The sequence below is a fragment of the Sandaracinus amylolyticus genome, from assembly GCF_021631985.1.
Lineage (GTDB): Bacteria > Myxococcota_A > Polyangia > Polyangiales > Sandaracinaceae > Sandaracinus > Sandaracinus amylolyticus_A.
Genome location: NZ_CP070225.1, coordinates 1,889,618 through 1,902,988, shown reverse-complemented (window position 1 = coordinate 1,902,988; position 13,371 = coordinate 1,889,618). Strand labels below are relative to the sequence as shown.

At 70.1% G+C, this 13,371-nt stretch carries 14 protein-coding genes; 4 read left to right on the top strand and 10 right to left on the bottom strand.

The window, feature by feature from the left end; all coding sequences use genetic code 11:
• Positions 1 to 6 precede the first annotated feature (6 nt).
• From I5071_RS07815 to I5071_RS07800, 4 genes are all read right to left on the bottom strand, one after another.
• Positions 7 to 912: a GGDEF domain-containing protein gene (locus tag I5071_RS07815; RefSeq protein WP_236604777.1), complete on the bottom strand. Its 906-nt coding sequence runs from the start codon at positions 910 to 912 to the stop codon at positions 7 to 9.
• A gap of 50 nt (positions 913 to 962) precedes the next feature.
• Entirely contained in the window at positions 963 to 2,204 is a 1,242-nt protein-coding gene (locus tag I5071_RS07810; RefSeq protein ID WP_236604776.1) for a serine hydrolase domain-containing protein, read from the bottom strand.
• Entirely contained in the window at positions 2,201 to 4,315 is a 2,115-nt protein-coding gene (locus tag I5071_RS07805) for a prolyl oligopeptidase family serine peptidase (RefSeq protein WP_236604775.1), read from the bottom strand. Before I5071_RS07805 ends, I5071_RS07810 begins: the two co-directional genes overlap by 4 nt.
• 183 nt (positions 4,316 to 4,498) lie before the next feature.
• The gene (locus I5071_RS07800) at positions 4,499 to 6,151 is read right to left on the bottom strand and encodes an NAD(P)-binding protein (RefSeq protein ID WP_236604774.1); all 1,653 of its coding nucleotides are present in this window, start codon (positions 6,149 to 6,151) and stop codon (positions 4,499 to 4,501) included.
• 111 nt (positions 6,152 to 6,262) lie between these two features.
• Between I5071_RS07800 and I5071_RS07795 the strand changes: the two genes are divergently transcribed.
• From I5071_RS07795 to I5071_RS07780, 4 genes are all read left to right on the top strand, one after another.
• Positions 6,263 to 6,910 carry a tetratricopeptide repeat protein gene (locus I5071_RS07795; protein ID WP_236604773.1) on the top strand — a complete coding sequence of 216 codons (648 nt, stop codon included), beginning with the start codon at positions 6,263 to 6,265 and terminating at the stop codon, positions 6,908 to 6,910.
• An 84-nt stretch (positions 6,911 to 6,994) separates the two neighbouring features.
• The gene (locus tag I5071_RS07790; RefSeq protein ID WP_236604772.1) at positions 6,995 to 8,812 is read left to right on the top strand and encodes an Ig-like domain-containing protein; all 1,818 of its coding nucleotides are present in this window, start codon (positions 6,995 to 6,997) and stop codon (positions 8,810 to 8,812) included.
• Between the two features lie 14 nt (positions 8,813 to 8,826).
• On the top strand, positions 8,827 to 9,210 hold the full coding sequence (locus tag I5071_RS07785) for a DUF423 domain-containing protein (RefSeq protein ID WP_236604771.1): 384 nt from the start codon (positions 8,827 to 8,829) through the stop codon (positions 9,208 to 9,210).
• Positions 9,211 to 9,232: 22 nt separating this feature from the next.
• Complete coding sequence (locus I5071_RS07780) at positions 9,233 to 10,168, top strand: ribose-phosphate diphosphokinase (RefSeq protein WP_236604770.1); 936 nt, start codon at positions 9,233 to 9,235, stop codon at positions 10,166 to 10,168.
• Here the strand turns inward: I5071_RS07780 and I5071_RS07775 are convergent, their stop codons facing one another.
• From I5071_RS07775 to I5071_RS07750, 6 genes are read right to left on the bottom strand one after another with little or no spacing between them, the layout of a single operon-like run.
• A complete protein-coding gene (locus I5071_RS07775; protein WP_236604769.1) occupies positions 10,169 to 10,975 on the bottom strand; it encodes an NHL repeat-containing protein in 807 nt (268 codons plus the stop codon).
• A 10-nt stretch (positions 10,976 to 10,985) separates the two neighbouring features.
• Positions 10,986 to 11,288 carry a DUF6916 family protein gene (locus I5071_RS07770; protein ID WP_236604768.1) on the bottom strand — a complete coding sequence of 101 codons (303 nt, stop codon included), beginning with the start codon at positions 11,286 to 11,288 and terminating at the stop codon, positions 10,986 to 10,988.
• Positions 11,285 to 11,800 carry a GNAT family N-acetyltransferase gene (locus I5071_RS07765; protein ID WP_236604767.1) on the bottom strand — a complete coding sequence of 172 codons (516 nt, stop codon included), beginning with the start codon at positions 11,798 to 11,800 and terminating at the stop codon, positions 11,285 to 11,287. The genes I5071_RS07770 and I5071_RS07765 overlap by 4 nt, the downstream gene beginning before the upstream one ends.
• Complete coding sequence (locus I5071_RS07760; RefSeq protein WP_236604766.1) at positions 11,797 to 12,327, bottom strand: phage tail protein; 531 nt, start codon at positions 12,325 to 12,327, stop codon at positions 11,797 to 11,799. Before I5071_RS07760 ends, I5071_RS07765 begins: the two co-directional genes overlap by 4 nt.
• 13 nt (positions 12,328 to 12,340) lie before the next feature.
• Positions 12,341 to 12,850: a phage tail protein gene (locus tag I5071_RS07755; RefSeq protein WP_236604765.1), complete on the bottom strand. Its 510-nt coding sequence runs from the start codon at positions 12,848 to 12,850 to the stop codon at positions 12,341 to 12,343.
• Positions 12,851 to 12,861: 11 nt separating this feature from the next.
• A complete protein-coding gene (locus I5071_RS07750) occupies positions 12,862 to 13,371 on the bottom strand; it encodes a phage tail protein (protein WP_236604764.1) in 510 nt (169 codons plus the stop codon).

The following is a 13,371-nucleotide window of genomic DNA, read 5'->3' as shown; positions in this document are numbered from 1 at the left end:
TCCGGATCAGGTCGCGACGCAGACCCGGTTGCGGCCCTTGTGCTTCGCCTCGTAGAGCGCGCGATCGGCGAGCACGACGAGCTCGTTCGGCTGCTCGACCTTCGCCTCCGGCACCGCGGTCACCCCGACGCTGACCGTGACCTTGATGCGCACGCCCTCGTGCACGATCGGGTAGCCCTCGATCGCCGTGCGCAATCGCTCCGCGAAGCGCGTCGCACCATCGAGTGGGATGCCGCGCGAGAGGATGCCGAACTCCTCGCCGCCGTAGCGCGAGAACACGTCCTCGGTGCGGATGATCCGGAGCACGTGCCGCGCGAGCCCCACGAGCACCGCGTCGCCCGCGGGATGCCCGTGGGTGTCGTTGACCCGCTTGAAGTGATCGACGTCGAAGAGCAGCAGCGAGAGCGGCGCCGCGTGTCGCTGCGCGTAGGCGAGCTCGCTCTGCAGCCGATCGAGCAGGTACTTGCGGTTGTACGCGCGCGTCAGCGGATCCCGCAGCGCGGACTCGTACATGTGCCGCTGGAAGCTCTCCTCGAGGCGATCGTGCACCGAGAAGCGCAGCACGGTCGTCGCGCCGATCTGGATCTTGTCGCCGTCGCTCAGCGCCTTGCGGCGCACCGCCGTGCCGTTGAGGAACGTGCCGTTCTTCGACCCGAGATCCTCGACGAGGATGTCCTTGCCGAGCACCGCGATGCGCGCGTGGCGTCGCGAGATCTCGTCGTCCATCACGCGGATGTCCGCGTCGGCCCCGCGACCGATCACCAGACCGCCGCCCACCGGGTACATCTCGCCGACGTTCGCGCCGGCGATGACCACGAGGTACGCGCGGTCGCGCTGCAACGTCGCCTCGCTGACGAGCGCGCGCTGCCCGATGATCGTCACCTCGCCGGTCTCGTCGTCCTCTCGAGCCACTGACGCAGGCGAGCGTACAGCGGATGCCGGGAGGTCGAGAAGACGCTCGATCAGGCACCCCGCAGCGTGATGGTGCGCACCAGGTCCACCAAGCGCACCAGGTGCGGCCCGACGAAGGGCTTGCCCGACGTCAGCAGCGCGACCGAGAGCTCCCGCTCGGGATCGGCCCACCCGAGCACGTTGATGAAGCCGAGGTGGCCGAACGCGCTCGCGGTGCGCGGCCCGAACAAGCTGAGCCGCGGCGCGCCGAGCATCAGCCCGAGCCCGTATCGCACCGGGAACGCGAGCGTGAGATCCAGCTCGAGGTAGCTCGTCTCGATCAGCGCCCGACGCACCGTGCGGCGATCGAAGATGCGCGCGCCACCGAGCTCGCCGCCGTTGCGCAGCAGATCGAAGAACGTCGCGACCTCGTACGCCGTCGCGACCACGTTGCCCGACGGCACGACGCCCGTGAGATAACGCGCGTCGTTCGAGATCCGCACCGCCTCGGCGAAGGGCACGCCGAGCGCGCGCTGCACGAGGAGGTGGATCCCGGGCGGCACCGGCGGGCCCGTGAACTCGTTGCGCGCGACCTCGCGCACGCGCTCCGGCGCGACGCCGTACGAGAAGTGCCGGAAGCCCAGCGGCTTCGCGATCTCGTCGCGCAGCACGTCGCGCAGATCGCGCCCGGTCACGCGCCGCACGATCTCACCGAGCACGAAGCCGCCGGTCACCGCGTGGTACGCGAGGCGACGCCCGGGCGGGAACGTCGGACGCGCGTCGCACAGGAGCGCGACCACGCGATCCCAGTCGAGCAGCAGCTCGGGATCGTTGTGCTGCCCGGCGACCGAAGGAATGCCCGCGCGATGCGTGAGCACGTGACGGATCGTGACGCGATCCTTCCCGTGCGTGCCGAACTCCGGCAGGTACTCCGCGACCGGATCGTCGATGTGCAAGAGGCCGCGATCGTCGAGCAGGTGCACGACCATCGCGGTGACCGCCTTGCTCACCGAGAAGATGCAGAACGGCGAGCTCGCGCGGATCGGCACCTTCGGCGTGTCCTCGCGATCGTCGGGACCGTTGCCCGCGAGGTGCCCGATCGCGCGCTCGATCACGACCTCGCCGCGCTTGCGCACGCAGAGCGCGATCGCGGGCTGGGTGCCGGTGCGATAGAGCGCCTCGGTCTTGGCCCAGATCGCGTCGACGTCGCGGCGCGAGAGCCCCACGCGATCCGGCGAGACCTCGCGGCCGTGATCGCGGTCGGTGACGCTCTCGAGGTCGTGCGGGATGCGGCAGTGCCGCCCCAGCTTCACTCGCTCGCCTCGCTCTCGAGCCCGAGCGCGTGCTCGACGAACGCGTAGAGGCGCGTGTAGCGGCTCACCAGATCCGAGAGGCGCGTGCCCGCGCCGTGCCCGACGAGCTGCTCACGATAGAACCACACCCGCGGATCGGCCTCGCCGGTCGACTCCTGCAGGCGCGCCGCGAACTTCGTCGAATGGCCCCAGTGCACGCGCGTGTCGTGATCGGCGGTCTCGATCAGGATCGCGGGCAGTCGCGCGCCTTCCTGCACGCGGTGATACGGGGAGTACCCCATCAGCCACTGCAGCTGCGTCGCGTCGTCGCTCGAGCCGTACTCGCTGATCCACAGCTCGGCCGGCGGAAAGCGGTGATAACGGACCATGTCGTAGAGACCGACGTACGACGCGGCCGCGGCGAACGCGTCGGGGGCGCGCGTGATCATCGCGCCCATCAGCAGACCGCCGTTCGATCCACCGGTGATCGCGATCCGATCGGGGCGCGAGATCCCCGAGCTCGAGAGCCAGCGGATCACCGACTCCATGTCCTCGAACACCCGCTCTTTGTTCGCGAGATTGCCGGCACGGTGCCAGTCCTCGCCGAACTCGCCCCCACCGCGCAGGTTCGCGACCGCGAACACGCCGCCGCGCGACGCCCAGTAGAGCGCGCTGCGCTGGAACCCGGGCAGCAACGACACGTTGAATCCGCCGTAGCCGTTGAGCAGCACGGGCGTCTGCCCGTTGCGCTCGAGGCCGCGACGATGGAGCAGGTGCACGTTGATCGGGGTGCCGTCGCGCGAGGGCACGCGCTCCTGCGTCAGCTCGAGCTCCGAGAGATCGATCGGCACGTCGATCGCGGCGAGCTGCACGAGGTCGCGCCCACGCGCGGTCCACAGGTGCATCGCGGGCGCGTGCACGGGGCTCGAGAACCCGAGCACGAGCCGCCCGGTGCGCGGATCGCCGTCGAGGCTGCCGACCTCTCCGCGCCCCGGCAATTCGATCTCGCCGTCTGCGCGACCGTCGAGCCGGAACACGCGCACCCGCGAGCGCACGTCGTCGATCACGTGCATCGCGATGCGATCACCGACGATCGTCCAGCCCTCGATCGCGCTGTCGCCCTGCGGGACGACATCGGCCCACGCGGCACGATCCGCGGCGCGCGCGGGATCGACGCCCACGATGCGATAACGCGGTGCATCGATGTTCGTCGTCATGTAGAGGCGCCCGCGATGGACGCGCCCCGACGTGAGGTGCTCCTCGCCCGCGACCACCGTGACCAGCGGGTGCGACGCGTCGGGCGCGACGACTCGATTGGCACGCTGCGCACCGCGATCGAGCAGGTACACGTCCGACTGCGACCAACCGCGGAAGTTGCCGATGACGACCCAGCGGTCGTCCTCGCTCACGTTCGCATCGGGAAAATCGGTCCCGTTCGGAGGCGAGTAGACGAGCACGTCGCTCGCGGGATCGTCGCCGAGGCGATGGAAGAAGACGCGCGGATGATAGGAGTCCGGCTGCGAAGCGTCGTAGTCGGGCTCACCCTCGCGCGGATATCGACGGTAGTAGAAGCCGTCCTCGGCGTGCAGCCATCCGACGGTCGACCACTTCGTGTGCGGGATCACGTCGGGGAGCACCGTGCCCGTCGCGACCTCGACGACGCGCAGCGTGCTGCGCTCGTCGCCGTTGTCCGAGATGCCGAACGCGAGATAGCGGCCGTTCGGAGAGAGGTAGTACCAATCGAGCGCCGCGCGCTCTCCGTACGTCTGCGGATCGACCAGCATCCGCGGCTCGCCGCTCGGCGCGCCGGTGCGCGAGAGCGACTGCGCGAAGAGCGCGGGCTGCTCGCGATCGGCGTCGCGACGCGAGTAGAGGACGACGTCGCCCGCGATCGCGCCCCCCGAGATCGTCCCGATCGCGAGCACCTCGCGGATGCGATCCGCGATGTCGGCGCGCGACCACGACGCCAGGGCCTCGCGCGAGCGCGCAGTCTGGCGATCGATCCACTCGCGCGTGATGTCGGACTCCGACTCCAGCGCTCGATAGGGATCTTCGATGGCCACGCCGTGCAGCGTGTCGGTGGTCGCGCCCGCGGCGCGCGCGCGCGCATTCAGATCCTGGAGCCAGCTCATGGCAGGACGGCTCTCTTCTCCTGTGCTGCTCGCGGGCGCGGGGCTTGTCACGGACATCGTCTCGCCGCCCCCGCACGCCATGACGGCTCCGAGGGCGACGAGGACGATCGCGACGCGAATCGAACGAGACGGGCTGCGCGACATGCGCCGTTCGTCGCATCGTCGCGCCGCGAATTCAAGCGTTCACGGACCCGTTCCGTCGAGCAGGTGGCGGATGTGCTCCTCGGCGTCCGCGGCGGCCTGGGCGAGCACCCAGGGCAGCGAGCGCTTCGGGAACATCGTGTTCTGGAAGTACTCGTAGAAGAAGAACGCCTCGCTCGCGAGGTCGAACGGATACGTGAACTGCGGAACGAGCTTGTTCGCGATCACCATCGCCGAGATCAGCGCGCCCTCTTCGGAGTCGACGGTCGTGTTGTTCCCCGCGAACCAGATGTTCCCGAGGCCCTGCACGCGGTGGAGCTCCTTCTTCGCCTTGTCGAAGAAGCTCGCGACCCAGCGCCCGTGCCGCCACGTCTTCACGTGGATCGTCTTCGCGGGATCGGGGAGCCGTGCGCCCGAGTGCTCGGCGTACATCGACACGTGGCAGTCCACCGGCGTGCCGAGGATGTTCTTCATCAGATAGGTCTGGAACGACGTCTGGAGGTTGTACGGCAGGTTGTACGCGTTGCCGCCCAGGGCCGTCTCACCCCACGAGTACGCGCCGACGAACTGACCGTCCTCGAGCTTGTCACGCAGGTGCGGAGAGAGGCACTCGTCGTCCTGATGGATGTAACAAATGCCGGGGATCAGCGCGAAACGATCACCCGCGATGTAGTCGCGCTGGGTCGCGTAGAGATGGTTGTCGGCGTTGTTCAGCAGCGCGCGGTTCGTCGTCATGTCGGTGGTGAGGACGATGTCGTCGAACTCCGCCTCTTCCACCGGCACCGGGTGCGTGGGATCGGTGCGATTGCGCTCGACGTCCTCGGTCGGCGCGAACCGGATGCGCACCGTGCCGTCGGTCCGCGGCCACACCGCGAGCACCGTCGTGCCGAGCTTCAGCGTCGCGCCCTTCGTCGTGCCGTAATTCGCCATCGCGAGACACCACGAGGTCGATCCGTCGGTGAATCGATCCCAGCCCTTCCCCGGCTCGGTGAACGAGCCATAGGGGCCGAGCTTCTGCAGCCCCGGGATCTTCGTGAAGATCGGGAAGAGATCCTCGAACGTCGTCTCGAGCAGATCGCCGGTCCCGTACCCGTTGATGATGCAGAGATAGGGAATCAGCAGATAGCGGAAGAAATTGGACGACCAGGGCACGCCCTCGAGCTGGAGATATCGCTCCATCGTCGTCGAGAACGTGATTCCGTCGAGCGGCGTGAACGGCGCGTACTTGATGTCCTTCTGGAACTCGACCGCGAGCTCGCGCGTCGCTCCGTCGTAGCAGGGGTCGAATCGTGGGCCCGATTGGTACGCCGGGAAATTGCCCCAGTTGAGCGTCGGCGAGAACGAGCCCGAGATCTTCAGCGCCGGATGGTTGGTCAGCTTGACGCTGGTCTCGAACTCCGGTCGTTCGAGCTGCTGATAGAGATTCGGATACAGCGTCGGACAGACGAACTGCACGCCGATGTCGACCGGATACGTCTGCTTGCCCGCGGGCGCCGGGCTGGAGGCGGTCGCGACGTGTCCTTTCCCCGCGTCGTCGAACCACACCGGGATCGTCTTGCTGTGCCCGCCGACCTCGTCTTCGTCGTGGAAGAGCGTGACCTCGACCTGATCGTCGCACTGCGGCTGCAAGAGCGACCACACCAGCGCGCATCCCGACGCGCCCCCACCGACGATCGCGACTCTCTTCTTCGCCATCAGCTCCCTCCTGCTGGGCCCCGGTCGACTGCCTCGGTGCGCGGGCATGCTCGCCCGCGATGTGTGCTCTGCGCAACGAATCACGGGTACGGACTGCTATGGTCGCGCGCGATGAACATCCGTCTCGGTTCGATCCTCGTGCTCGCGCTCGTGTCGCCTGCGTGCGGGAGCGCGCCTCCGCCGCGCAGCTCGGTGCCCCGCAATACCTCGGAAGGGCCGTGCCTCGCCGACGTGATCCCCGTGACCCCAGCGTCGCACAGCTTCGTTTGGCGCGATCACGAGTGCGGATTGGGCGGCCCGGCGTGCGTGCGCGCGTGCGAAGCGGGAGATGCCGACGCCTGCCTCGCGCACGCCTATGGAATCGAGGCCGCGGGCCAGGACGCGCAACGCACGCGTCCCTGGTACACCCGCGCGTGTCGCCTCGGCAGCCTGAACGGCTGCACCAACTGGGCTGCGGGCTTCGGCACGACCGAGCCGACTGCGAGCGAGGCGGCGTGCGCAGCCCGCGTCTTCGAGCGCACCTGCGCGGGGCGCGAGCCGTGGGGCTGTGGGATGTGGGGCATGGCGCTGGTCTACGGTCGCGGCGTGTCGCCCGACGCATCGCGCGGGCTCGCCGTGCTCGATCGTTCGTGCCGCGAGCTCGGCCATTTCCCGTGCGCCGTGCTCGCCGCCGCGATCGAGGAGCGCGACCCGACGGGCGCGAGCGCTCTCTACCAGCTCGCGTGCGCGACTGGCTACGCCGACGCCTGCGAGCCCTGAGCCCCCACTCGCTCTCCTCGCGATCTCGCGTCACGCTTCGGGCGCATGTCCTTCGCTTGGTGTTCGCGGGTGTACGCCTCGCGCGTGCTCCTGGTGCTGGCAGCGATCGTGTGGACGACGGGGTGCCCGGGCCCCGAGCCGACACCACAGGACGGAGGCGCGGACGACGCGGCGATGGTCGATGCTGCGCGCATCGATGCTGCGATGTCCGATGGCGGCGGCGACGTTCCGATCGACGCGGACACGCCCGTCGACGCGCCGTTCGACGGCGGCTGCGAGGGCGGTCCGTGCGGCCTGCGCGAGCTCGGCGCGGCGTGCGATGCACACGCGCAGTGCCTCTCGTCCTTCTGCGAGAACGACGTCTGCGCGACGGCGCCGGGCATCCCGCTCGTGCTCCTCTCGGACACCGATCACACGACCGGGCACGACGCCGGGATCGTGCTGCTCGCGGATCGACTGCGCTTCGAGCAGCGCGGCGGCATGTACGGCGGCGTCCGCTCCGACACCGCGATCGCGCCGGGCTCGGGCGTGTTCTATTTCGAAGCGAAGCGCCTCATCACGCGCACCGGCGCGTGGGGCTTCGGCATCGCGACCGCGAGCGCACCGCTCGACGCGATCCCGGGGGCGAACGGACAGAGCGCGGGCCTCGCGACCGCCGGGCAGATCCAGGCCGAGGGCGGCGGGAGCTGCACCGGGCCGCTGTGGTTCCCCAGCGACGACGAGGTCTACGGATTCGTCGTCGACTACCGCGGCACGAATCCGATCCTCCACGTCGTGCTCGACGTGTTCGGCACGCTCGAGGTGCGTCGCAGCTGCACGCTCGCGGTCACCGCGCCCGTCCACGCGATCTACGGCGGTTGGCGCCACGACGTGCCGGCGATGGGCGCGTTCAACTTCGGCAACGACACCACGAACCATCCGTTCTTCTACACGCGCGCGCAGCTCGAGACCGCGCTCACCGCGGCGAGCCTCGGCGACGTCGCGAGCGCGCTGGTGATGGGCTTCGGTCGCGAGCGCTGGCTCCCGCAGTCCGAGGCGCCCGTGGTCGACGTCGACGCGACCGCGAGCGTCGCGCTCGGCGCGTCGATCACGCTGAGCGCGAGCGCCACCGACGCAGAGGACGGAGATCTCACGGCGGGCATCCACTGGCACGATCGCTCCGCGACGTACTTCCCGCCGACCGAGCACGACGGAGCGACGTGGGCCTACACGCCGGCCGAGCTCGGGCGCCATTCAGTCGACGTCACTGTCACCGACTCTGCGGGACTGACCACGACTCGGACGCTGGTGCTCACCGTGACTGGCACGCTCCCGCAATCGAATCCGGTGCGCCTCGTGCCGGACGCGATCGCCGGCGGTCAGGTCACGCTGTCGAGCGACGGGCTCTCGATCTCGTTCCACGGGCCGGGCAAATACGGCATCCGCGCCAATCAGCCGATCTACGGACAGTTCTGGTACTTCGAGGTCACGCGTCTGGTCGGCCCGGTGAACATGGGGTTCGGCCTCGTGACCGGCACGGGCGTCCTCGATCCCTACGACTCCGGGGACGTGCCGTGGTCGATGTCGGTCAACACCACCGGCGCGGTGTGGCGAGAGCTGGTGTGGCAACACGACGTGGATCCCTCGAACACCACGTATGGATTCGCAGTCGACTACCGCGGTGAGAGCCCGATCGTCTACGTGATCGCCGGTGGTGCGCGGGTGTCGACGCTGGACATGCGCGAGGTGACGGTGCCGCTCCATCCGATGCTCTACGGCAACCCCACCGGCAGCACGCCGCCCGCGTACGATCAGCGCGCGAACTTCGGCGCGACCGCGTTCGTCTACGACCCGGTCGCGATCCTCGCCGCCGAAGGCGTGACCGGGCTCGAGCTCGGCTGGGGCGACGCGAACACGCCCTGAGCTACAACGCGTTCATGGACCGCGTCCTCGTCATCCTCTCCGGCGTGTTCGGATTCCTCGGCGTGGGCCTCGGCGCGTTCGGCGCGCACGGCCTGCGTCGCTCGCTCGAAGGGCTCGAGGACGCAGCGCGACGGCTCGAGTGGTGGGAGACCGCGGCGCGCTACCACCTGATGCACGCGCTCGCGATCGGGCTCTGCGCGTGGCTCGCGTCGCGCGGCGAGGGCCTCGGCGCGCGCGTGGCCGGGCTCTGCTTCGCGGCGGGGATCGTCGTGTTCTCGGGCTCGCTCTACACGATGACGATCACCGGCGTGCGATGGCTCGGCGCGGTGACGCCGTTCGGGGGGCTCTTCTTGATGGCCGGGTGGGCCTGCGTGATCTGGGCCGCGCTGCGGCCGTGATCCTGATCTACCCTCGCGCGCCATGAGCCTCGCACTCGTCGTCGGCACCGCGAACCCCACCCTCGGCGACGCCATCGCGAGCGCGCTCGGGGTCGACCGTCATCCATGCATCGCCGAGCGCTTCCCCGACGGCGAGATCCGCGTGGAGCTCGGCGGCACGCTGCGCGGCTGCGACGTGTTCGTCGTGCAGCCGACCGCACCGCCGGTGGGCGACTCGCTGCTCGAGCTCGTGCTGCTCGGCGACGCGGCGCGGCGTGCGGGCGCAGCGCGGACCGTCGCGGTGATCCCGTACTTCGGCTACGCGCGCGCCGATCGCCGCACGGGTGAAGGCCAGCCGCTCGCAGCGCGGCTGGTCGGCGATCTGATCGGATGCGCGCGCTTCGATCGCGCGATCACCGTCGACCTGCACACGCCGGGCGTCGAGGGCCTGCTGCCGATGCCGGTCGATCACCTCAGCGCGATCCCGACCGTCGTCGCCGCGCTCGCGGCGCGCGCGCCCGAGGACGCGGTGATCGTCGCGCCCGATCTCGGCGGCGCGAAGCGCGCGGACGCGTTCGCGCGACGCCTCCATCGTCCGGTCGCGGTCGTGCACAAGACGCGCATCAGCGGGCGTCAGGTCGAGACCCACGGCATCACCGGCGACGTCGCGGGGCGGACGCCGATCCTCGTCGACGACATGATCTCGACGGGCAGCACGATCGTCGCGTCGATCGAAGCCCTCCGCGCGCACGGCTGCACCGCGCCCGCGATCGTCGCCGCGACGCACGGTCTCCTGGTCGGGCCCGCGCGCGAGCGGCTCGCGAAGCTCGCCCCCGCCCACGTCGTGCTCACCGACAGCGTGGCGCACGACGCGAGCGGGCTGCCCGAGCACGTCGCGAGCATCGCACCGCTGCTCGCCGATGCGATCCGTCGGATCCACGAGCGCCGCTCGCTCGCAGATCTGCTCCACGTGTCGTGATCACGCCGCGAGGGGCACGATCGCGACGCCGTCGATCGACGCGCGCACCTCGCCGGGGATCGCGTCGCGCATCGTGATGGTCTCGAGCAGCCGGCCCTCGAGGTCGAGCGCGAACACTGCCGACGCGACCGCGTCCGCGACGTAGACGCGCCCCTCGGGCGTGATCGCGATCGAGCGCGGGACGCGCATCGCGCCGCCCGCGTCGTAGTCGGCGATCACCGCGCCGCTGCGCGCGAAGATGCGCACGCGCGCGTTCCCCGCGTCGACGACGTGGATGTGATCGAGCGCGTCGACCGCGAGATCCGCGGGGCCGTTGAGCGGGCGATCGCTCCCGCGGGGCGCGCCGTACGACGCGGTCACCGCGCCGCCGAGCGAGAGCCCGATCACGCGATGCGCGTAGCCATCGGCGATCAGCAGTCCGCGCGCTCCGTCGTCGATCAGCGCCGCCGGCCGGTGGAGCCCGTCGCGCTCACCCGCCGCGCGCACCACGCGCCGCTCGTGCAGCGCCGCGTCGAGCTCGACGATGCCGCGCGCCGTGTCGGCGACCACGATCGTTCCGTCGTCCAGCCCCACCGCGTCCACGGGGTCGAGGAACGTGCCCACCGCGAGCTCCGCGCCGCGCTCGTCGCGCACCCGCACGGTGCGCGCGAAGCGATCCACCTCGAGCACGCGCCCGAGCCCGTCGATGCGCCCCGATGGGCCGCTCGAGACGCGCGCCGAAGGCTCGCCCGCGCATCCCACGGACGAGAGCAGGAGCGGCGCAGCGCCGCTCGAGAGCACGGCTCGGAAGAACGTTCTACGGATCACGGGCCCTCCCTCAGTTGAAGATCACTTCGTATCGCATGCGCGTGCCCGGTCCCGGCCCGACCGGCACGACGAGCACGACCTGCTCGCCGAGCGCGGAGCACGTCAGTCGATACGTGCCCTGCGGCGCGTACGACTCCCCCTCTCGCTGCGCGAAGAGGAGCGAATAGCAAGACAGACCATCACGCGCGCCGAGATCGCGCACCGACTCCAACCTGAGCGAGAGCGCCCAACCCTCGCTCTCGGAGAGCGGCGCGAGCGTGAACTCGGCGCCCTCGAGCGCGCGATATCGCGAGACGTCGAGTCGCTCGATCATGCGCGCCCCGCCGGGTGCGCGAGGAAGAGATACACGCCGCGATCTTCCTCGACGCGGAACCCGAGCCGCTCGTAGAGGCGCAGCGCGGGGTTGTTGCGCTCGACGTGGATCGTCACGCTCGCGCCTTCCTTCGTGGCGCGCGCGATCACGCGCTCGATCAGCGTCGCACCGATGCCGCGGCCCCGATGCGAGGAGATCAGCGCGATGTCGACGATGCGGATGTCTCGCTCCAGGCGCGCGAGGTAGAGCCGCCCGATCGGCTTTCCATCCTCTTCGATCACGTCGAATCGCGCGCCCGCGTAGTGCTGCTGGTAGTGCGCGTGCTGGAGCGCGTACTGCGACGCGAGGAACGCTGCCTTCTGCGCGTGGCTCCACGGCACGACGCGCAGCTCTTCTTCCCGCGTCGACGCGTAGAGCCGCTCGAGGAACGGACGATCCGCGTCGGTGATCGGCCGCAGCGTCACGCGCGACATCGGGTCGAGCGCGAGCTCGACGTAGCGCTCGGCGCTCATGGACGCTGCGGGAAGATGCCCTGGAGCGCGATGCAGAACGTGATCGCGAGGTACGGCATCATGTTGTTGTGCGGCAGCGAGCTGCCGCTGACACCGACGGCCATCGGGCTCATCGCGGTCACCGGCGAGCTCGCGCCCGCGGGCGCGTAGAGCGCGAGCCCACCCTGCGTCATCGCCGCGTGAGCGCCGCCGGGATGACCCTCGTAGCTCTCCGCGCGCGAGAACGAGGCTGCGTGGCCGTGCGACGGCACTTCCGACGCCAGCAGCGTCACGGTCGCGCTCCCGCCGGTCTCCCCGAGCGAACGCGGCGTGAGCCCCGGACCCTGCCCCGCGCCCATCGACGCCGCGCCCTGGAGGTTCGGCAATCCGAACGTGCTGCGCCCGTCTCCGCCGTACGTCGTGCCGAGCAGCGCGAAGAGCGCGGTGTTCTGGGAGATCGCCATGAGCTGCCCGTTGCAGACCGCCCAACCCCGCGGCGCGAAGTTGAGGGCGAACATGCGCACTTCGGCGAGGAAGGGTTCCGACATGGTCTCGCTCCGCTCAGGACTGTGACGGGTAGATGCCGTAGATCGCGATGATGTAGTTCAGCGCGACGTACGGCTGCATGTTGTCGTGCGGCTGCGAGCCACCCGCCGGCGCGAGCTGCGACGCAGACGACGCCACGAAGGGCGCGTCGGCGCCGTACGCCGTCGCGGCCGCGCTCGGCAGCGCCGCCAGCAGCGCGTTCGTGGGGCTCGTGGTGCTCGCCGTCGTGTCGCTCGCGAAGAGCGTGTGGGTGTGCGCGGGGATCTGCGCCGTGGTCAGCGTCACGGTCTCCACGCCCGCGGCCTCGCCGAGCACGTATCCGTTGCCGACGTGCACCGGCACGCGCCCACGCAAGTCGGGCAGCGCGAACGAGCTCACGCCGTCGCCGCCGTACGTCGTGCCGAGCAGCGAGAAGAGCGCGTCGTTCTCGGCGATCGCCATGATGCGCCCATCGCAGAACGCCCATCCCACGGGCGCGAAGTTGCCCGCGAAGAGCCGAATCTCACCCATGTACGGATCCGACATCGACTCTCCTCTCAGCTCCGGCTCGGGAAGATGCCCTGCAGCGCGATGCAGAACGTGAGCGCGAGATGGGGCTGACGGTTCTCGTGAGGCTGCGAGCTGCCCGCGGTCGCGATCGCGCTCGCCGCCATCGGCACGAGCGGGCTCGTCGCCGTCGAGTACGCCGGCTGTCCACGGCTCGTCGCGAGCGTCGCTCCGGCCCTCGGCACGAACTCGGTCGCGACCTCGGTGCGCGCGCTGAGCGCGTGCGTGTGCGCGGGGAGCTCGCTCATGATCAGCGTGTGCGCGGCTGCACCTCCGCGCTGGCCGACGTTGAGCCCGTTGCCGCTGTGCAGCGGGACGCGGCCGCGCAGATCGGGCAGCGCGAACGTCGTGATCCCGTCTCCGCCGTAGTAGGTGCCCAGCAGCGCGAAGAGCGCCTGGTTCTGGTTGATCGCCACGATCTGCCCGTTGCACTGCGCCCAGCCGCGAGGCGCGAAGTTGAACGCCATGATTCGGATCTCGGACAGGAAAGGCTCGGCCAT